A 22,020-nucleotide genomic window follows, 5' to 3' on the forward strand; every position below is an offset into this window, starting at 1 on the left:
ATAAGAAAGGATCGTGAATTTATGTACGCTACCGTAAGTTCTGACTGTATTGGCTGCGGTGCTTGTGAAGCAATTTGCCCTCAAGTTTTCCGAATGAATGATTATGAAATCGCTGAAGCCTACAAGAATCCGGTTCCTGATGAGGCCGAACAATCAACTAAAGAAGCCGCTAAGAGTTGCCCAGTAGCTGCAATAATTTTAGAATAGTTCTCCTTCTCCTGTAACAAAACAACTGACTATCCCCCTTAAACCCTAGGTTAACCTAGGGTTATTTCTATTAAAAACCTACTTCTTTTATCTTTAGAGATTCTCTGCTCCCCTAACTTAACCCTTCAGTAATCACGACAAACTTTACCAAACCTCCCTTTAAGACTTAGTAATATTATGGAATGTCTATAAAAAGAGGTATCTAAAGAAAAATGTAGAAGAAATAGCAGAACAAATACTTTTTTCAGAAAAGTCACGAGGTGATTCAATTGAAGGTTAGGCATAAGATTTCTCTGATTGCGATTTCAGGTCTGTTTCTGATAGCACTATTCTCAGGTCTTTTAATTAGATTTCTATTCATGGACTATGCTGATAAAACTGAAAATGAAATTGTCGGCCAGAATTTTGACCGTGCTATGTCAATTATGGAACGGGAAGAAGGTTCCTTAGAAAGTACGGTTAAGGACTGGGCCTATTGGGATGATACATTCTACTATCTCGAAGGTAGTAATAGCAAATATATTGATGTAAACCTACAAGATAGCACTTTAGCTTTCTTGAACGTTAATTATATGGGTTTTTATAATATTAATGGGGTTGAAGTTTTTGAAAAAGCTTATGGAATGGATGCAACGTTAGCGAGTTCAGTTAAAGAAGAATTTTTAGCCACTTTTCAAAAAAATGATTATTTCAAAAAATTACTATTAAGCCCTACTCCCCTTACAGGACTATTAGTAATTTCCGGACAACCATTTTTCTTTTCCATGTCACCTGTAACAACATCCAACATGGATGTTCCAACGAATGGAGTAATCGTCTTTTGCAAGTTAATCGATGAAAATTTCACAGATTATCTTAGTAAAATCTTAAAGGTTAACGTTAAATTACATAGCACTCAAGATTCTGAGTTATTAAATGCCCTAAAACAGAATGATTTAAGGCTCACCTATGGTGACACTGTTATATACATTAAAAAGACAGCAGATTCTATAGCCACTTTTGCATTAGTTGATAATCCCAACTATAACTCTTCAGCTATTATGGAATTAAATTCTACTCGACCCATATATCGAGAAGGACTGGCTATTATCCATTACTCAGGTATTGGATTCAGTGTAACCTTTCTAACCATTTCAGTGATTTGCCTATTGGTTTTAGAATTCTCTGTATTTCGTCGGATAGAAAAACTAGATAGATTTATGAATACTGTTAGAAACCAAAAGACGATGGAAGACCGAATCTCTTTACCCGGCAAAGATGAAATATCAAATCTCGCAATAAGCGCCAATAATATGCTGCATGAATTAGACTGTTACTACAAAGAAATTAAAACCAATGATGAACGCTTCAGGCTAATTATGGAAGCAACCAACGATGGGTATTTTGACACTGATCTCTTAATGAATAAATTCAAGGTCAGCACTGATTTATTACTGTATTTAGGATACGAAAACCTTAATGGCTACCTAGATTATGATCAAGTCCTGAATATAATCCACCCAGAAGACAAACCCCGCTTTAAAGAGGCTTTGAGGGATTGTTTGAATAGTAAAGCTGAGAGGCTTAGTATTGAATACAGAGTAAGAAATAATTCAGGAGACTGGTTATGGCTTCAATGCCGAGGAAAAGTCGTAAAATATGATGATTTTAACAATCCAAGGCGTTTAATCGGTACTATTACAGATATAACTCAGCGTAAAAATTTCGAGGAAGAAAACCTTTATTTAAGCCAAACAGATATGATCTCCTCGTTAAAGAACCGAACCTATATCGAATCTCTAATGAAAAAGGCCGACCAATCCCCATCTTCCAATAATTGGATTATTATGGGGGATATTAATGGACTCAAATTAATTAACAATACCTTTGGACACCTTGAAGGGGATCGGCTTCTACATGATATCGGAGTAATACTTCATAAGTGCTGTACCAGCAATGCAGTTCCCGCCCGATGGAGCGGTAACGAATTTCTTATTTTTGTTAAAGACAACGATGCTCAATATGTAGATGACTTACTTGAGAGGATAAATAATGAGTGTGCAAATCTATCCGGTTATCAAACCACAATTAGTCTATCTTGGGGTCGCGCTACCAAAGATCGGCTGCATACCGATTTAAACTCAGTAATAAAGTTGGCGGAAGAACGAATGTACCGCAATAAGCTTCTTGAGAGCCGCAGTGCTAAGAATTCGCTTTTAAGTTTGCTTGGACAGTCTCTGCATGCTAAACATATTGAGACAGAAGAACACACTAAAAGAATTGCGCAAATGTGTGGTCAAATAGGTAAAAGAATGGGCCTTTCACAAGAGGAACTTGATGAGGTAGCTTTATTAAGCCTTCTGCATGACATCGGAAAAATTGGTATACCCGAGGCTATCTTAATGAAACCCGATAAACTAACCAAAGACGAATGGGAAATAATGAGAACCCATTCTGAAATTGGCTATCGTATTGCAGTCTCGACGCCTGACCTAGCTCATGTTGCTATTGAGATTTTATCTCATCATGAAAGATACGATGGCTCTGGCTACCCCCAAGGTTTAATAGGAAAAGCCATTCCTAAGCTTTCACGATTACTGGCTATTGTAGATTCCTTCGATGTTATGACACATGCCAGACACTATAAGCAGGCAATGAGCAGAGAAAGTGCAATTCTGGAAATCAAAAACTGTTCTGGGAAGCAGTTTGACCCTGAAATGGTTGAGCAATTTTTGACCATATTGCATGAAGATGAAGAATCACTTATTCAAGTTAATCCTACAAATACAGCAGGAGAGCTATAAGCTCTCCTGCTGTATTTGTATATCAATAACAATTATTCAATTACGTAGTTAATAAATAAAGTTAGCTCTTTTGCTAAATCATACTCCGTAACCCGCACTTGGCGATGTTTACCCTCAAAAACACGCACGATTGGTCGCATAGGTAGTCCTTTATTCTGTCCGACAATAACCCCGGTATCTCCGTTATTAAGCTTAACCGTGTATCCGGTAGGATAGGCAGCGATATATTGTAAAAAGATATGGATTAGCTCCTTGCGAAAACGCACTCCAGCGTTAGCCATAAGTATTTCGCAAGCAACATGGGGTAATACTCTGGGAATTCCCGGAGACCCATGGATCAGACAATCGTAGAAATCCGCTATAGCAACAATCTCCGCTAAGGGATGAATAGCAGTACCTTTTAATTGTCGAGGATATCCTTTGCCATTTGTCCATTCGTGATGTTGATAGGCCATATGAGCAACAATAATACTCGTTTGTGCTTTGTTACGAATCAGCTCATAGCCCTGAGTGGTATGATTATTATATAATTCTCTTTCCTCATCAGTTAGCTTACTTCTTTTATTAAGTATCTCAGCAGGCAAATTCACAATTCCCACATCATGGAGCAAGGCACCTTGAGCAAGCTCATTAAGCTTCTCCACTGGGAGACCCAATCCTTTACCCAATACACATGATAATACACAGACGTTAACAGAATGAGCATAAACTTGATTATCCATGTTTCGCATATCCATTAGGCTAATTATTATTTCTCTCTGAAAAAGAATATCTTGGACAATGTTACTTACTGCCTCTTTGATATTGATTTCTTTATTCTTGTCATCTTGAATTGTTTTGCACGATTTTTCAATGGCACTCATTGCCTCAAAGCGGTGCTTATCCGATATAACATCTTCAATAATTATATCACTGGTTAAATCGTCTTCAATATAAACACTATACATTTCCATTTGCTTTAATCTATCAATAAACTGAGGTTTTAATACCACGCCCTTGCCAAGAAGTATCTTACCACTTGAGGAATAGATCTCTTTTGCTAGCACATCTCCTTCTTTAAGGCGCTTAACACTGATTTCTCGCAAGTCCTTTTCCTCTCTTCCTTATAGTCACCATTTCATGGTTAATCGACACATTTTTCTTAAACACTATAGTATTTCGTCATGAATCTCCAATATCCTTCATGCAAAGACTTCGTTTTTGCAGACTGATTAGTACTAGTGATTAAAAATGGTAATTGAATTCTCCTTTAGGTCTTTTTGTCTAATAACTTTATCATAAAACACAATATCAAATAGCCCACGTCTTAATATTCAAGACGTGGGCTATTTGAGGTGTCTTTTAAGAGTTGATCCTTAAGAGTTTTATTAGACAGCTTCCTAATTCAAGATCAGCTAATTTTAACGAGAAAAAATCCTGGTCAAGGACGGCCCCCACTCCTGCCGGTGTGCCAGTAAAAATAATATCCCCATGGTCAAGTCCAAGATTTTGGGCCGTATACTCTACAACAGTCTGTAAGTCAAAAATCATATTTTTAATATTTCCCCGTTGAACTTCTTCTCCATTCCTTTCCAAAGAAAAGTCAACCTCCATCAACCCTTTTAGACCTGGGAAAGGGTGCCAAGAGCTAAGCACTGCGGAATTCCTAAAGCCTTTGGCAATCACCCAGGGATAACCTTTCTTTTTCAGCTCTGACTGTACATCACGTAATGTAAAATCAATACCCACAGCTATTTTGTCAACTAGGTCTTCAAGCCTAATTCCCGGCTCATATTTTCTGTTAATATGGAATACAAGTTCAACTTCATATTGAAGTTCACCCCTATCTCCAGGAAGTACTATTTCACTTCCATTAGCCTCAACTAGAGAATGGGTTGGCTTAGTAAACAATAGCGGAACTTGAGGAAGTGGATTGTTAAGTTCTTTAGCATGTTCAATGTAATTGCGACCAACACAAATTATGTTTTTTATTTCTTGCATACCCGCCTCCTGCTGTGCTTTTAACACTAATTACGAACTTTAGACAAAAGCTGTGCTCTTTTATTTGACTTAGCCTGTTCATAAGCTGCCTTAGTGGAAGCTATTACATCAGTAGGCAGTTTATTAGCCTCTAATTCGGCCTGCATTGCATTAAGAGTACTATAAAATTGGTTGTCCACGTTAGCCTCAAGCATAGTCCCCGCCTGGATATATTTTTGAGCCAATGCTGACCGGTTTAGAGTACCAGCCTTGCGGAGTTGTTCGTATTCCTTAGCTGCAGCAGTATACAAGGTATCTAAGCGACCCAAGGCTGCATTTTGCAAATTGTTAAACTTGGGTTGATACTTACTGATTACTTGCTCTTTAGTTATCTCTTTGTCTAAGCTCCCTTGATTCCCATCGGTAGCAGTATCACTTATTGCATTTCCTTGCTGCACCTTCTCTGTTGCAAGTTCCGATCTCGGAGCATCACCCGCTAAATCCATACCTTTAGTTTGTTGTTCATTTGAAGCACCTGGATTTTCATCTGCAATTTCATCATCGAAAGATTTAAAAAAGTCTTCTCCGAATTGATTATTAAGTTGTTGCTGAATTTTAGGGTCAGACTTAAAGAAATTATTATATCCCCAGACACCTGCTCCGGTGAGCAGTAAAAGCATTATACTTGTAATTATTATAATTTTCTTTTTCATAACATCTCCTTTTCCCATTGCTTACCATAGTAAAGTACCCTGTCTCTCCATAGTCATATTATTTCTAATATTGACGGTAATTACTATTTTGAGTTTCATTATCATTATATCAGGTTTTTGTGCTCTACTCACTTTTTTTCAAGTGAGTTTATGGGCTATATCTAGTCACAAAAAACCACCCTTAGGCAATCCTAATGGATTCCAAGGATGGTTTTTGTTTATCAATGTCTTTAGCCTTCGGAACCACAAAAACAAATTTGCGCTTCTTCTGCTAAATCATCTGTAATATTTCCTTCATTAATTACTGCGTGGCTAAAATCTGGTGCCCCATTTGCGAAAATTGCATCGAAAGTATCTTTATTGTTTATCATTATGTTCGTAACCGCACAGATTATTTCGGAAACAGAATTCAGTCTTTCTATCCACTGAAAGCAATAAAAATGAGTAACTGGATGACGCAATCCATCCTTTGCCGGAGTAGAGAACCATACTGTATAACTATATCCTTCGTAGGACTCATCTTTACAGCGATTAAATACAGCCGTGTCGGGAATGGAAATTTTATTTCTACCCAATTTTATTGCTACGCTATGAGCAACTTCAGTTTTTTGAACTGTAGCCGTCTTTTGATTAACATTTTTCTTAAGCAAATCAATGATCGAAGCATCAGCAAGAGTGCTGGTATCCCCCATTGCCCTGCCTTCAGCGATATCCTTTAACAATCTCCTCATAATCTTTCCGCTTCGGGTCTTCGGCAATTCATCCGTTAAAAAAACATCATCAGGCCGTGCTAATGAACCAATCTTTAAGACAACATGGGCCTTAAGTTCAGCAATTAAACTGTCGTGAATTACTATACCTTCTTTGAGACTTACAAAAGCAAAAACTGCTTGCCCCTTAACGGCGTGAGTTCTACCAACACAAGCGGCTTCTGCTACCGCAGGATGATCAACTAACGCACCTTCGACTTCCGCCGTTCCAATCCGATGTCCTGAGACATTAATAACATCATCCACACGTCCTATTACCCAAAAATAACCATCCTCATCCCATTTGGCTTCATCCCCTGTAAAATACATACCAGCATACTGTCCCCAATAGGTGTCTTCGTAACGTTTATCATCACCATAGACAGTTTTGAGCATTGCCGGCCAAGGCTCACAAACTACTAAATAACCACTATCACCTTTTTCTACGGGTTTTCCCTGATGATCCACAATTTCCATCTTGACCCCAGGAAAAGGTACAGCGCAAGAGCCCGCCTTTAGGGGAGTAACCTCAGGTATAGGGGTAATCATAATCATCCCTGTCTCAGTTTGCCACCAAGTATCAACTATAGGACAACGTTCTTTTCCGATATGTTTATGATACCACATCCACGCATCAGGATTAATGGGTTCTCCCACAGAACCTAAAAGTCGCAGACTGGAAATATCCCGCCCCATTGGGTATTTTTCTCCCCATTTCATAAACGTACGAATCGCAGTGGGCGCTGTGTATAGTATAGTAACCTTGTATTTCTCTACAATCTCCCAATACCGATCTTTATCAGGATAATCCGGCGCACCTTCGTACAATAAAATAGTTGCACCATTGGCTAATGGGCCATAGACTAAATAACTATGTCCTGTTATCCAGCCAACATCCGCTGTACACCAATACACATCTTCATCCTTGAGATCAAATACCCATTCATGAGTTGTTGAGACCCCGACCATGTACCCCCCAACACTATGGACAATTCCTTTAGGTTTGCCCGTTGTTCCACTGGTGTAAAGAATGAATAGCATATCGTCAGCATCCATTTCCTCTGCCGGACAAACTATTGGTATATTTTTGACAACTTCGTGATACCAAATATCACGGCCTTCTTTCATTGCAACTGACTGGCCGGTTCTTTGAACAACAATTACTTTTTCCACACAAGTAACGGTCTTTAACGCTTGATCTACATTTTCTTTGAGAGGAATTATGTTCCCTCGCCGATAACTGCCATCTGATGTGACGATAACCTTGGACTGAGCATCCAAAACCCTATCTTTTAACGCTTCATAACTAAATCCACCAAATACAACAATATGAGGGGCACCAATCCTAGCACACGCAAGCATCGCAATCACAGTCTCAGGGATCATAGGCATATATATTGTCACACGATCCCCTTTTTCTACTCCGTAGGATTTAAGAACATTTGCAAAGCGGGATACCTCACGGTGGAGATCTTGATAAGTAAGAACTCTGTAGTCTCCCAACTCTCCTTCGAAGATTAGTGCAGCTTTATTTCGGCGTGCCCCGTTAAGGTGACGGTCTAAACAATTATATGCAGCATTTAGTTTCCCGCCGGCATACCACTTGGCAAAAGGATTATTCCATTCCAGAACTTTATCCCAAGGTTTAAACCAGTCCAAACGGTTTCCCTGGTCGCCCCAAAACTTTGTCCGATCTTGCCCCAGGTCGAAAATTTCAGGGTTTCGAATAACCATGTCAACAATCCTCCTTTCAAAAAGTCCCTATGACGACAGGCCAGCTTAAGAAAACCCAATATAGGGGGTTTATTGTTTTATATAATGAAACCCAGTTTCATAATTGTAACAAAGTTCAATAGCTTTAATTGCTTCTTTAACTTTAGTTCGAATCTCAGCCGAATCTCCTCTTTTACTTTCTTTTCTAATATCTTTTGTATCCATTGAAGGAATGTTTCCGATAGCGCTCTGCTTTTTTGCTTTTTCAATAGTCACTGATCTAACCTCCGTTAATATACTTGTATTGTTTTGCATCATGAAACTATGTTTTACATATTGAAAACAAAATTTACATGTTTCTTTATACTCTACATTAAGATAAATCGAAATGATATTTTTTTATTTTTATACATCCCTCCTATAACTTGCACGTATTTTCACTTGACTAGAGATGAATACCTATAACTACTTGAAACTTGATTTCAACCATAAATGAATACTAACACACTTTACTGAATATTTCAATGATTTTTTTATATTTTTTTCTTTTGATTACATAATTAAATTCAACCAAGGTGCTTAGATTGCTAAACATCTTGGTTGAAAAGATCACTAAAGCTTGCGGTGACTTTCAATTTTCAGAATAGCCTTCCTTGCTTTCTCTCTTATACTTACTGATTCCCCATAATCTTCAGATACTCTGGAAAGATACTCAATCGTAGAGCTATCACCTACTTCTCCTAGGGCTTGCACTGCCAATTCTCTTACCCCAACAACAGGATCTTTCAACAATTGAAGTAATGAAACAGTTGCAGATCTATTTCCCATCTGTGACAAAGCGTCGCAAGCTCTCCCTCTAATTAAGCTATCATTATCGCCTAAACATTTTATTAGCAGATCAAAGGCCTTAGGAAGCTTGGCGAAGGCCTTTATTAGATGAATATCAACCCTTCTACTTACCTTTTGATAGATATTACTTAGCATCTCAAACCCTTGCTCATTATTAAATTCAGTGACAACCCAGTCGATTAAATGGATTAAGACAGCTTCGTTTTGACCTAATAAAATTCCTTTGGCTAATTCCAGATCCTCAATTTCAACAGCTCTCTTTAGTTGCTCGCCAAGTTTCGGTAGTAAGAAACCTGCGATTATTTGAGCACTTTTCTCACTTAGTGCCAGCTTGCCGGCTTTGTTCTTTTGAATATAGTGCAAGGATATCAGTCCATCAATGACACATGAGAAAAGGTTAACTCTTTGGTCACCTCCGGAAGCCCCAATCCCTGACCCCCACATTCCTGCAGCCTCGCTCATTGCTGATATTAAAGACTGCTCATCCAACCGTCCTTCATGGGTATGGATTATCTCTAATAGAGTTACCAAATCCGGAACCATTAGTGGCATTCCCAGATCCCAAATTACTTGTTCCAGAATCAGACGTTCTTTATATAAGGGCTCTCCAGAGACCCCAGTCTGGAATTGATAAAGGAAACTTAATTGTTCGAATCCATAATCTCTTAGTTCTGCATTCTGCTTACATTCCAGGAGACTAGCCCTAGTGCTTGCAATAAATGCTTTCAGTCTTTTTAATCTTAGAATTAATAAATCCAGATAATCTAAAGGATAACCTGTTCTCTCGGCTATATTAGGCAATGATTCCCCACCAATCCAGAGACGAAAGATTCGTCTCCAGGGTTCCTTCGGATCGGTTATTTGTGGACGTTTGATGATTTTTTGCGCAGGGACTAGTAAGTCTTTCGCCAAATCCTCTACAACAGCAGAAGGATTGGCAAACTGATTTTTTAGTTTCCACTGAATAATTTCGGCATAGGTCGAATTTGTAAGCAAGTCTGCATTGCAACAAAAGCAATGAATAAGATCTGGAATGATAGTTTCATTAATATATTTAAGTGCAAGTGGACTTCTTGGCCCACCCCACTCCTCAAGCAGTACGGCAGTGAGGCTTTCTGCCAAGCTGGACAAATCATTTTGGGTCCAACCCCAATTCCTTAGCTCTGTCACGATTCATCACCTTCGTTTTGACAATGTTTATTTTCTTGGTTTTCCCCCGCCTTTAATCCCATTTTCCATCCTATTTCCAGCGCTTTGATGTTTTGCTCAGTAGTACCTTTTGGGGCTCGATGCTTAACTGACTGTAAAACATTATCCATAGATAGGTAACCACTTATTGAGGCCACAACTCCCAGGGCTAATACATTAGCGCTTTGTTCAGAGCCAAAATGGGCTCGGACAGCCTTAGTTATGGGCAACGAATAAAAGTTTTTACTTCTCGGCTTGACCTCTGTTACTTGAGTATCATCGACAATCAGAATAGCCTCTTCGTCTAGATGTAAGCCATATTTTTTGTAAGCTTCCTGACTAAGGGTTAGGACGAAGTCCGGTCTCTCAACTTTAGGGTAATAAATGTCCTCATCCCCGATAATAACTTCAGCCCGACTAGCACCGCCCCGAGCTTCAGGACCATAGCTTTGACTCTGAGCAACATTTTGTCCAGCATAAATTCCCGCCTCAGCTAACATTATTGCAGCTAAAATCAGTCCCTGTCCACCTGTTCCGGTCAACAAAAATTTTTGCATTGCCATCAGCGACTGACCTCCTTTAGCCTTTGTCGTAATTTGTCATATTCCTTTGTGTACTCAGGTGCCTCGCTGCGAAAAATTTCGCCAATCTCAAAGTCATCCTCATGTCCAATTCGTTGCCCAGCTTTGTAAGCATGCTCTTTTTGCCACAGCAGCATATCCGCCGGGGTTTTGAACTTATTTCGCCGACCATAGGATACAGGACACTGGGATATTGCCTCTACCAGAGAAAACCCCGAATTATTGTAGGCATCTATTACGAGTTTAGTAAGGAGTTGATTATGAAAGGCAGTGGCTCTAGCCCCATATGTTGCTCCAGCTGCTTTAGCCAGCTCTAGTACCTGAAAAGGTCTCTCAAGGTTACCGAAAGGAGAGGTCGTTCCTCGTTTGTCATGGGGAGTTAGTGGAGAAGTCTGTCCACCGGTCATACCATATATACTATTATTAATCACTATAGCTGTCAGATCGATATTGCGTCTAGAGGCATGAATCAAATGATTCCCACCAATAGCTGTTGAATCACCATCTCCCATGATAACAAAAACATCCAGTTCCGGGCGAGCTGCTTTAATTCCAGTGGCAAAGGGCAGCGCTCTACCGTGGGTCGTATGGATTGTATTAAAGTCTAAATAACCCGGCATTCGAGAAGAACAGCCAATTCCGGAGACAAAAATCACCTTATTTTGATCAAGCTGCAGAGTTTTAATAGCTCTCACAATTGCAGCAGTGATCGTCCCTATTCCACACCCAGGGCACCAGATATGAGGTAAGGTATCGGTTCTAAAATACTGTGCGATATCATTAAACATTACATAACCCCCCAATCTTTTCTAGAACTTCTTTGGGAGTTATTAATTCTCCATCTATACGATTTAACCGTTCCACAGCCTTATTGCCAAAGATTCTTTCAATTTCGCCAGCTAACTGTCCCGTATTCATTTCTACCACTAGAAATTTGCGACCAACATACTTCTCTAACTGCTTTTGCGGAAAAGGCCAAATCGTTATTGGGCGAAAAAGCCCAACTTTCAAACCACGTCCACGAGCTATATGAAGGGCCTCCATAGCTGAACGAGCACTACATCCGTAAGCAATTAAAATCAAGTCTGCATCTTCTAGCAGCACTTCCTCAACCATTTGAATCCGATCTAAGTATGGATTTAGCTTTTGCGTTAAGCGTTGCATAAAGGGTTTGGTCACTTCCGGATTTCCGGTTGGCAAGCCTTTCTGATTATGTGTCAATCCAGTTACATGGTAACGATAACCATCACCGAAGTTAGCCATTGCCGGGATCATGCTGTCATCGTTTTCGTAAGGAAGATACTCTCCTGGTGGTACATCAGGCCCTTTGCGATTTACGATTGTCAACTGATCAGGTAAAACTACTTTTTCTCGCAAGTGACCGATTACTTCGTCCATTAGTAAAATTACTGGGATCCGATATTCCTCTGACAAATTAAAGGCAATGACTGTTAGCAGATAACACTCTTGTACAGTGGAAGGGGTTATGGCAATTATGGGATGATCTCCATGAGTACCCCATCGAGCCTGCATAACATCAGCTTGGGCGGGTGAAGTTGGTAATCCCGTACTTGGTCCTCCTCTTTGTACATTGACCACGACACATGGAACTTCAGTGGCTACAGCATAACCTAAATTTTCCTGCATCAATGAAAAACCTGGTCCACTCGTCGCTGTAAGTGCTTTAAGTCCTGTCAAGGACGCTCCAATAATTGCTGCCATACTTCCAATTTCATCTTCCATTTGGATAAAGCTCCCACCAACTAAGGGCAGCCTTTCAGCCATCTTTTCAGCTATTTCTGTAGAGGGTGTAATGGGATATCCGGCATAGAAAAGAACCCCCGCTGCCAGAGCTCCTTCCGCTACAGCTTCATTTCCTTGCATTAGCTTTGGATTACTCATCTTTAGTCACCTCTATATTGATAGCAAAGTCTGGGCAGAGTTTCTCACAAATCTTACATGCTATGCATTGGTCTGGCCTGACAACCACAACCCTTCCTAGTTCATTACTTTCCAGAACTTTTTTGGGACAAAAGGCTATACATATTCCGCATTTCTTGCACCAATCCTCATTAACAATTACCCTAGTATCATGAATTGCTGTAACCAATGTCTTCCCATCTCCCTAATATCCAAAGTCATTTGTGAAAGAAGGACAAGTACGTTGTTTTCTCACTGCTTTAACTATGAAGAAACAACGCACTTGTCCCCAGGTCCCAGGGTTTAGGCGATTACTCTTAACTCATTTGTTCGCCAGATGTCTTAATTTTCCTCCCATCAATCCAAAATCTTTTGAAGATTCGATAATTTAATATTGATCATTCTTGTTAATCAACAATTCTACACTTTATATATATGAATTGAATGCAAAAATAGGCTCAACAGCTATTAACTGTTAAACCTATTCCTAGTAGTTTCGACCCTCGTCGGATTTTCTCTTCTTACCTGACTAAATCTAAGGAACTTTTCCGGTCACTCAAATACATTTGGCACTTTTCTAAAAAGGATAAGATACTTTTTTCCTCACTTACTTTTTTTTCCAGGGTCATGTTTCCTCTCCCTAATCTATCACATAATCCAAGTAGGGCAACTTCATCAACGGAAATTTCGGAAGCCATTCTTCGAATATCAGCAAATGGCAAACTCTTCGTAACAAAGAGTATCTGCATGTGCCACCTGACCATTTTGGAAATCTTATTGATAAATTCCTCATCCTTCGTGAACTCTTTAAGGAATTTTACTGCAAGCCCCTCTCCCAATTTGTCGTGGTCATATGAGGTAATTCTCCCCTTCGTCATCTTCGTTGCTGATGCTTTTCCCAAATCATGAAGTAACGCTGACCACATAAGAACCTTTGGGTCTTGGCTTAGATGTTTTCTTTCCCCAGCATTATCCAGAACTAACATTGTATGATTCCACACGGATCCTTCAGGATGGTGTTTGGGTGATTGAGGGACTTTCTTTAAATCGCTCAGTAACGTGAAGGGGTATTCTTTAAATAATTCCCTGTTGCTTAATTCATTAATATAGGCTGATGGTTTAAGGTCATTCATTAAATGGTCATCGATTTCAGGAAATATTTTCATTTTAGTTACTCCAGTTTAACGATTCTTTTAATCTATGCTTTCCAACTTTTTTAATTTAAATGCTTGTATTCAACATTATTTTTAACTTGTCCACTTAACCCAAACCAGTTCGTCATTATATACCCTTGCTAATTTAAGCATATATTTTACCTTCATATATACAATAACTAATAAGCGCTATCACCTAAAATGGGGGTGACTAATATTACGAATAAATCTATGAGTATCCTAGCAACATTTAATTCATTTTCCATTGACTACACCGAAAAGCTGTCCTTTATCTCCACGTTGAAAGAACTAACATATAGGAAGAAAGTCCTCTTCACTTGCATAGGCTCCGACCGGGCAACTGGTGACTGTTTGGGGCCACTGGTTGGAACAAATCTAAAGCGACTAGGTTATACGGTATTAGGAACACTTGACGAACCTCTTCACGCCCAAAATTTAATTAAAGATCTAGAAAAAGCAATGGCAATAAATAACCCAGATATTGTCGTTGCCATCGATGCCTGTCTTGGCAACTATGATGAAATCGGTAAAATATCCTTAGCCAACTCTCCTTTATCCCCAGGAGCAGCTTTAAACAAGAGTTTGCCAACTGTAGGTGATATCTCAATCCTTGGAATTGTCAATATGGGAGGCTTCCTCGAGCTTCAGGTTCTACAATGCACTCGTCTTCATACAGTAATGAAGCTAGCCACTGACATGACACATTTAATCTGGCGTGCGGTACCTGTTCCCCAGGAGAGACAAGTTCGAACAATCACTCGCAATCAATGCTCCTAAAAATCCGGGGTAGGATTAATGACCTTTTGAATAAAAAGTTCAACAAGCACCGGATCAAACTGGGTTCCCGCGTTTTTCTTCAACTCTTCGATGGCCACTTTATTCGATAAAGCATCTCTATAGCTTCTCGAACTTGTCATAGCATCATAGGCATCAGCAATGGCTATAATCCTTGGCTGAAGAGGCAGTTCCTCTCCTTTTAACCCCTTTGGATAACCTAATCCATCCCACCTTTCATGGTGGGCTAAGACGTATTCCGCAATTTCAGCCATTCCATTGGCTGTGCTTAAAATTCGATAACCGATTTCAGGATGACGTTTAACTTCTTCCCATTCGTCAAAGCTTAGTTTTTCCGGCTTGTTAAGGATATTTTCGTCAATTGCAATTTTGCCAATATCATGGAGCAAACCCACATTTTTTAACTCTTGAACTTCTCCATCCAATAGGCAAAGCGCTTCCCCCATCTTTTGACAAAGCTCTGAAACCCGGTAGGAATGCTGTTCTTCCCGAGTATTTTTTTCATGAAGAGTTCTAATAATTGTCTGAATGGTTTTTCCACGAATACTCGGCCCTTCAAACAGCTTCTTCTTGTACATATAATCTTCGGCTCTTTTTAATATCTCTAGAATATCTCTTTCTTCACTCTTTTTAGTTTCATAACCAAAAGATATTGATATTTCGACAGTACCAACACGTTTCTTTTTGGCTAATTCATTTATTCGTTTAAGGATTTTCTCCGTTTCCACAGTATCCGTGTTTGGTAGCAGAAGGACAAACTCATCTCCACCCAATCTAGCAATGATATCTTCTTTTCTGCAGCCTTCAATTAGAACCTCTGCAACATGTTTAAGAAGTTCATCCCCGTAAGCATGACCAAAGGAATCATTAATTAATTTAAGTCCATTCACATCCCCCATTACAAGGGTCAATGGATAATTACCAGGAACATCAAAACGTTTTAGCTCTTCTTCAAAAAAGCGTCGGTTATATAAGCCTGTTAATTGGTCATGAAGACTTAAATAAACAATTTTCTCTTCTGCAAACTTTCTATCGGTAATATCTTGAATGATCCCAATTAACCGACATGCCTTATGATTCTCATCCAACTCAAATTTGCCCAGTTCATGCACCCAACGTTCTTCTCCATCGTTAATTCTGATAATTTTATAGACAAAATCAAAACCTTGATGAGCTTTAGCAGCCTGTAAAAAATAGTTTGAAAGCTTGGAACGCCATTCGGGATGAACAATCTTCATCCAACTCTCCTCCGTGTGGGGATAGGTGTCGTCAATCCCAAAAACCTCACAAAGCTCAGGCGAACAAAGCCAATCTCTTTTTTGGATATCTGCAACGTAACTTCCTAAATGTGCTACTCTTTGGGATTCGTGTAATAAAGAATTCTGCTGTTCCAGAACACTATTAAGCATATCCAACTGACAGGTACGCATTTTCACCGTGTCTTCAAGCCCATCATTTAGATTCCGTATTTCTTCCTCAATAATCTCTCGCTTGACAATCTCCTCCTCGAGCAGGGCATTACTCTCTTCCAACTCGCTATTTAGCGCTTCCAGCTGGGCAGTTCTTTGCTGGACTCGATTTTCCAGCTCAGTATTCAAGGTTCTAATCTCAGCCTCCACTTGTTTTCGGGCTATAAGAGCCTCGGTCAATTCGCTGGTTCTTTGTCTAACCATTCTTTGTAGAGTCCTGTTCCAAAGGAATAACAACATGGCAACTACAAGAATTGTTCCTCCGATAGATACGATGATTTTTAATAGTGGATGTTCATACAGATTCAAATTCTTTGATCCAAACCACTGTTCATCAATCGCTTTATATTCACTCTCAGAAATCTTAGCAAATCCCTTATTAATTGTCGTCAACATTTCCTTGTTGTCCTTTTTAACGGCTCTATAAAAATTACTCGTATATAGGGAAGAATTCGTGTAATTGAAATCATCCTGAATCCCCAATCTATACAAGTAATAGAGTCCAGGGGGTTTTCCCATCACAAACACTACAAGTTTGTGATCTTTTGCTGCCTGTACAACAGCTTCAGCAGTATCATATTCTTCAATGTCAGTTATCCCGTAATCCCTCAAAACATTGATAGAGTTATCCCCTTTTTTTGCTCCTACAGTAAAACCTTTTAAGGAGTTGACATTAGTAATTCCAGATATACTATTCTGAAAGAATATCGGAACCACAATAGTAGCATATGATTCTGCATAATCAAGGATTGTAGTTCTCTCCTCTCGATAGGAGATAGTGTCAATAACATCAAACTTCCCTTGAGTCATGCTTTCATAAGCTTTGCTCCAAGTCATGCCGGTTATATTTACTTGAATCCCTGTCTTCAGTTCAAAAAGCTTCCATTGATCAAGGGTAATTCCTTGTAACTCTCCATTACTATCTCTAAATGCATAAGGGGGATAGTTGTCATCCATTACCACACTAATACTTTTTATATCAGAAGCGGCTGCCGGCTGAATAAGAGATAGGAAAATAAGTACAAATACTAGTCCCATAATCCAAAAAATATTTAGTCGTGCATTTTTCATTAGTTTTACTCTCCCCTTATCGAAGTAACTCAAGGTAACGAGTGCAACACAAATATCTCACCGCAATTATAACGAAATTTTTTATATAATATAATACGACACAAAACGATTTATTTCTCTATTATTCTTTATGTATTTACGAAATCCTTTTTTGATCAATAATTTTAGTGCGAATTTTTAAGTACTCCTAACACAATGTAACTCCTGGAAAAGTATTTAAACTGCTTGAAAGGGTTGACTTGATAAAGGCTTAAGAGATATCATTCTATCAAATAACTAAGAAAATATTTCTTAATATAGATAAACTCATTGATAAGGAGCCGAGGCTCATGTTTGATATTTTTAATGAACTCGCTGAAAAAAGGATTCAAGAGGCAATGAGAAATGGAGAATTTGATAACCTCCCTTCTCAAGGCAAACCAATCGATCTTACCTACTGGGCCAGCCTTCCGGAAGAAATACGTGCTGGTTATATGTTATTAAAAAACGGGGGGTTCTTACCTGAAGAAGCACAACTATTAAAGGACATAGATGAGTTGAGTGAACAGCTTACCCAGCGTGTCAGTCAAGAAGCAACAAAAACTATAGCCAAAAAACTCGAAGAGGCCCGCTTAAAATATAACTTATTAGTGGAACTGAAAAAACGAAGTAAACCCTACTAACTTTTCCAGCGACAATCCATAAAAAACAACAGAAACCTTTCAGGAAAACCGAAAGGTTTCTGTTGTTTTTTATGCTTCAACTTCATTCCAGGTATGTACTAGATTGGAAGTATATGGTAATATTATCCTATACATATTAAAGAAGGGGTTGTATCATATGGCTAAACATTCTAAAATCACTAACACTGTTAATAACACAAAATCAGCACGGGTAATATGTGTTGCCTCCCAAAAAGGTGGGGTTGGCAAAACTGCAACTGTGACAAACATGGCCGTAGGGTTAGTTAGCCTCGGATATAAGACAGCAATTATAGACATGGATGCCCAAGGTCATATCGCGCTTTCTTTTGGAATTAAAAAGATTAACTTGAAAAGAACGATTTATGAGGTCTTAATTGGTGAAGCGAAAATGAAAGACATTAAACATACCGCTTTTGGAGTAGATCTCTATCTTTCAAACAATTCTTTATCTGATCTGGGACCCAAAGTAATTGGTCAGCAAAATTCCAAACAATTTCCCAATCCCAAATTCCTTTTAAAAAATGCCATTGGTCAAATTAAAAACAATTATGATTACATCTTAATTGATACTTCTCCCAGCAATGATATGCCCACCATAAATTCCTTATTAGCTTCTACGGATATAATCATACCGGTTCTGCCCGAGGGGCTTTCAATTGATGGTATTCACGAAACAATCAATTTAGTCAAGACCATTCAGGAACAAGGAGCTAAGGTCAATATCTTAGGAGTTTTACCTACAATGGTTCAAGACCATACTAACCTTCATCATGTGATGCTCCAAGATTTACGAAAACGTTTTGCCGAAACTCCAGACATTAAAGTTTTTGAGACAGTTATCAAACGAGCAATACGGCATGGCTTAGCGCAAACCCACGGCCAACCGGATATTAATAAAGCACCTGAGTATCTCTCTTTCGTAAAAGAGGCATTTGCTATAGCATAAATAATGGTTTACTAATTGTCATCCTAGATAGGACAGGCACTGTTGTTATTTCATTAGAATTACAACAGTGCCTGTCCTATTATTTTATTAAGCTTGGGAATTGCTGTGATTCGGTTCCGGATAGATATCATTTTGCTCATATGAATACTTTTTAACTAGATTATCCTGAATAGAGATAAACCCAGGGATTACGAAAGGTAATAATATGACACTAAGAATTAGGATACCCAGACAGACACAAACAGCCAACTCTATTAGGGTATTGATTCCTGAAGGAGCCAGTGTTGCAAAGGTACCGGCAAGAATAATTGCCGCTGATAAAACAACTCCTCCTACATTGCCAGATGCCCTAATAATTCCCTCATGAGGAGTCACCCCTTTATATTCCTTAAATCGCATCATCAAAAAGATACTGTAATCCACACCCAATGCAACAATCATGACAAAACCAAAAAACGGTACATTCCAGGCAAGTTCACTGGAATCCAAAAACTGTTTTGCAAATAGGCTGGTTAGACTTATAGAAGTGTAAAAGGACAAAAGTAGTGACGCAATGATATAAACAGGAATCCAAAATGACTTGATAATTAACACAAGCACTATAAAAATTCCTATAAGCACGATAACCTGAGTTGTTTTCATATCACTGATGGCTATTCCGTGTAAATCGTTGGTTGTAGATGTTTCACCCCCTATGGCATATTGCCCATCAGCCAGAGAGGTACCAGCAAGGGATGAAGGTATAAGCTGGTTAATCCTCGCAATAGTGTTAATGGCATTATCAGAATAGGGATCATCGTCAAGAGTTACAAGAAGCTTCACCGTCTTCCTATCCTTTGACATATAGGCATCAAGAGCTTTCTGAAAATCATTGGATTGCAGAGCCTCTTCCGGCAGATAGAATACCTTAGTAGATTCAAACCCTGTCAGGAAATCATTTGATTGATCAATTCCCTCTGAAATCTGTCCTAAGCCATCACTACTAGCAACGATACCACTTTTTAATTGGGTTAATGAGCCACCAAGACTCGACAGCCCTCCTGCCATTTGTTGCTGCCCGCCTGAAATTTGGGCAAGACCTTCCGTCATCTCTTCCATGTTGGAAACAATGAAATCTCCCCCGTTATTCCCTTGCTTCAGACCTTCTGCTAAGCTTCGCTGTCCATTTTCAAGCCGGGATAATCCCTCACTTATTCTGATTATTCCGCCGGATAACTGACTTAGGCCCTCATTAAGTTTTGAAAACGAGTCCAGCGTAAGGTTATACTGATCATTCAAAGCTGCAAATCCAGAATCGAGTTCAGCCAGTCCCTCATTCATCTGAGAGACCTGTACTTGCAAATCAGCATAGGCCGGGTTTGCTGCAACAATTTGATGAATACCCGCCGCTAGTTGAGCCAGACCCCGCAGAGACTGTTGTAGTGATTTATAGTTCTTGCCGAAAGTTTCATAACCGGATTCGAGGCTCGCATATCCTGAATGCAACTGATTAACCATTCCATTAACGATCAACAAGTTAGACTTAATCTGTTCAATTCCATCTGCAATTTCTTCAGCACCAGAAGCACCTTCTCCAATTCCCGAACTCACTTGCTTAAGCGCCGATGCCAGACTTCCTAATCCCGTTTGTAGTTTAGAGGTACCTTCTACAAGTTGATCCACCTGGGAAAAATCTGGCGTCGTTAGTTTTTCTTGGATTGTACCAAGTCCATCAGTTATCTCTCGAACCCCATTATTTGCTGAGGTCATGCCATTTACAACTTTCTTGGTTTGACTATCAGAATAAAAATCAGCAATTTCATACCCTTGCGGTTGGGTTGGTCCCATAACTGCATTAACTCCATCAATTTTTTCAATTTTTTTCGTCAGGCTGTCAACAACAGCTAGATCAGTATTGTTATCTAATGGAGAAGCGTTGCTGATTACAATCGTAGTCGGCATACTGGTTCCCTTGTTAAAATGCTCGGCAACAATGTTAAATCCCATAACTGAAGGATATTCATTACTCATGTCTTGAAGATTATCAAAGGACAGTTTATAAGAACTCGCCAGGAAAATCGGAATTAGTAAAACTGCTATCGCAGCTATTGCAATGGCTGGACGTTTCACCGAAAACGCAGCTGCCTTCGTCCAGGTTTTACTCTGACTGTGTCCCGCCGCATTCTTTGAAGGCCAGAATAATCGGGTATTGAGAATCCGCAATATAGCTGGAGTCAAGGTCATTAACTGTGCAACAAGAACAAATATCCCCACTGCTACAGCTACTCCGGAACGATAAACACTAAATTTTACAAAGTTGAGAGCTAGAAAGGCTATAAAAATAGTTAGTGCACTATAAATGACCGTCTTTCCCGCTGTCTTATAGGTAGTTGCGATTGCTTTATCAATATTTTTAGGATGATTACTAAGTTCTTCTTTAAAGCGGTTGAATAGAAGAATATTATAATCCGTTCCAATTCCGAATAGAATTAGGATTAAAAACATTCGTGTTAGACTGGTTACGGGGAACCCGAATTTATCTATGAGCTGTCCGACGATTCCCATTGACGTCAAATAAGTGATACCTACCGTAATTAGGGATATAAGAGGAGTTACCGGGGAGCGGAACATTACAACAAGCACTATAAAGATAAACAACACCGTTATGACAGCACTTTTCTCGACTCCTGCATTAGTCTGCTTCAGGAAATCATTGGTGATAAAGGCCCCACCTGTTATATAATGCTCCACTTGAAGATCTTCAAAACTTTTCTCAAGCTCCGTAACAATAACTTGAGTATCACGGTTGCCTTTTTCATAAGTGAATTGCACAATCATAGTTGTATTATCCTTAGAGACCAGCTTTTCCTTAGCCTCAGGGTAATCAAAAACGTCAACTAATCCTGTTATGCCAAGGGTTTCTTTGTTCGTTTTCAGTTTTTCAAGAGTTGCCTGAATGTCATCAAAATGCTGAGTTGTTAAAGTATCCTTATCATAAAATACAAAGATTCCCGAATCCCCTGAGGCAGTTGAAATCTCATCCATCATCTCTTGGGCAGTCTGAGAAGGATATTTATCAGCAAAGGATAAATTGCCTCTTTGATTAATAATGGGATCAAGATTAGGTGTGAACCATGTTAAAACAGCGGTAGCCAGTAACCAAAAGAGTACAATCCACCAGCGTCCTTTTAGCATTGTTTTCATACTTTAATTCACTCCTAAGAAATTATTTAGAACAAC

General features: G+C 39.2%; 18 protein-coding genes. 5 read left to right on the forward strand and 13 right to left on the reverse strand.

The features are described 5' to 3' along the window. Positions 1–21: 21 nt before the first annotated feature. On the forward strand, positions 22–207 hold the full coding sequence (locus DP73_RS17145) for a ferredoxin (RefSeq protein ID WP_034601133.1): 186 nt from the start codon (positions 22–24) through the stop codon (positions 205–207). Positions 208–476: 269 nt separating this feature from the next. After that, positions 477–2,990, forward strand: coding sequence for an HD domain-containing phosphohydrolase (locus tag DP73_RS22140; protein ID WP_052090796.1), 2,514 nt, complete (start codon positions 477–479; stop codon positions 2,988–2,990). A gap of 32 nt (positions 2,991–3,022) precedes the next feature. Here DP73_RS22140 and DP73_RS17155 read toward each other — a convergent pair whose 3' ends face one another. The 11 genes from DP73_RS17155 to DP73_RS17205 all read right to left on the reverse strand — a co-directional run bounded on the left by DP73_RS17155 (position 3,023) and on the right by DP73_RS17205 (position 13,828). Beyond that, positions 3,023–4,075 (reverse strand): HD-GYP domain-containing protein, encoded by a 1,053-nt coding sequence (locus DP73_RS17155; protein ID WP_034601134.1) that lies wholly within the window; start codon positions 4,073–4,075, stop codon positions 3,023–3,025. A gap of 256 nt (positions 4,076–4,331) precedes the next feature. Next, entirely contained in the window at positions 4,332–4,970 is a 639-nt protein-coding gene (locus DP73_RS17160; protein WP_034601135.1) for a fumarylacetoacetate hydrolase family protein, read from the reverse strand. A gap of 26 nt (positions 4,971–4,996) precedes the next feature. Then, the gene (locus DP73_RS17165) at positions 4,997–5,662 is read right to left on the reverse strand and encodes a hypothetical protein (RefSeq protein WP_034601275.1); all 666 of its coding nucleotides are present in this window, start codon (positions 5,660–5,662) and stop codon (positions 4,997–4,999) included. A 230-nt stretch (positions 5,663–5,892) separates the two neighbouring features. Beyond that, entirely contained in the window at positions 5,893–8,145 is a 2,253-nt protein-coding gene (gene acs, locus DP73_RS17170) for an acetate--CoA ligase (RefSeq protein WP_034601136.1), read from the reverse strand. A gap of 69 nt (positions 8,146–8,214) precedes the next feature. Continuing rightward, positions 8,215–8,400, reverse strand: a complete 186-nt coding sequence (locus DP73_RS17175; protein WP_034601138.1) for a hypothetical protein — start codon at positions 8,398–8,400, stop codon at positions 8,215–8,217. Positions 8,401–8,736: 336 nt separating this feature from the next. Next, entirely contained in the window at positions 8,737–10,143 is a 1,407-nt protein-coding gene (locus tag DP73_RS17180; protein ID WP_034601140.1) for a HEAT repeat domain-containing protein, read from the reverse strand. Then, positions 10,140–10,724 carry a 2-oxoacid:acceptor oxidoreductase family protein gene (locus DP73_RS17185; protein WP_034601141.1) on the reverse strand — a complete coding sequence of 195 codons (585 nt, stop codon included), beginning with the start codon at positions 10,722–10,724 and terminating at the stop codon, positions 10,140–10,142. Before DP73_RS17185 ends, DP73_RS17180 begins: the two co-directional genes overlap by 4 nt. After that, positions 10,724–11,530 carry a 2-oxoacid:ferredoxin oxidoreductase subunit beta gene (locus tag DP73_RS17190; protein WP_034601143.1) on the reverse strand — a complete coding sequence of 269 codons (807 nt, stop codon included), beginning with the start codon at positions 11,528–11,530 and terminating at the stop codon, positions 10,724–10,726. Before DP73_RS17190 ends, DP73_RS17185 begins: the two co-directional genes overlap by 1 nt. Next, positions 11,523–12,644, reverse strand: coding sequence for a 2-oxoacid:acceptor oxidoreductase subunit alpha (locus tag DP73_RS17195; protein WP_034601145.1), 1,122 nt, complete (start codon positions 12,642–12,644; stop codon positions 11,523–11,525). The genes DP73_RS17190 and DP73_RS17195 overlap by 8 nt, the downstream gene beginning before the upstream one ends. Beyond that, positions 12,637–12,852, reverse strand: a complete 216-nt coding sequence (locus DP73_RS17200) for a 4Fe-4S binding protein (RefSeq protein WP_034601146.1) — start codon at positions 12,850–12,852, stop codon at positions 12,637–12,639. Before DP73_RS17200 ends, DP73_RS17195 begins: the two co-directional genes overlap by 8 nt. Positions 12,853–13,183: 331 nt before the next feature. Continuing rightward, entirely contained in the window at positions 13,184–13,828 is a 645-nt protein-coding gene (locus DP73_RS17205) for an HD domain-containing protein (protein ID WP_034601148.1), read from the reverse strand. A 189-nt stretch (positions 13,829–14,017) separates the two neighbouring features. Between DP73_RS17205 and yyaC the strand changes: the two genes are divergently transcribed. Next, the gene (gene yyaC / locus DP73_RS17210) at positions 14,018–14,614 is read left to right on the forward strand and encodes a spore protease YyaC (RefSeq protein ID WP_034601150.1); all 597 of its coding nucleotides are present in this window, start codon (positions 14,018–14,020) and stop codon (positions 14,612–14,614) included. Here yyaC and DP73_RS17215 read toward each other — a convergent pair. Next, positions 14,611–17,172, reverse strand: coding sequence for an HD domain-containing phosphohydrolase (locus DP73_RS17215; protein ID WP_034601152.1), 2,562 nt, complete (start codon positions 17,170–17,172; stop codon positions 14,611–14,613). The genes yyaC and DP73_RS17215 overlap by 4 nt on opposite strands. Positions 17,173–17,501: 329 nt before the next feature. Between DP73_RS17215 and DP73_RS17220 the strand changes: the two genes are divergently transcribed. Continuing rightward, the gene (locus tag DP73_RS17220; protein ID WP_034601153.1) at positions 17,502–17,834 is read left to right on the forward strand and encodes a DUF1992 domain-containing protein; all 333 of its coding nucleotides are present in this window, start codon (positions 17,502–17,504) and stop codon (positions 17,832–17,834) included. Between the two features lie 157 nt (positions 17,835–17,991). Further along, entirely contained in the window at positions 17,992–18,801 is an 810-nt protein-coding gene (locus tag DP73_RS17225; RefSeq protein ID WP_034601155.1) for an AAA family ATPase, read from the forward strand. Between the two features lie 87 nt (positions 18,802–18,888). On the opposite strand, the gene DP73_RS17230 is transcribed toward DP73_RS17225, so the two are convergent. Continuing rightward, a complete protein-coding gene (locus DP73_RS17230) occupies positions 18,889–21,984 on the reverse strand; it encodes an MMPL family transporter (RefSeq protein WP_034601157.1) in 3,096 nt (1,031 codons plus the stop codon). Positions 21,985–22,020 lie beyond the last annotated feature (36 nt).

This window comes from Desulfosporosinus sp. HMP52 (assembly GCF_000765145.1).
GTDB lineage: Bacteria > Bacillota > Desulfitobacteriia > Desulfitobacteriales > Desulfitobacteriaceae > Desulfosporosinus.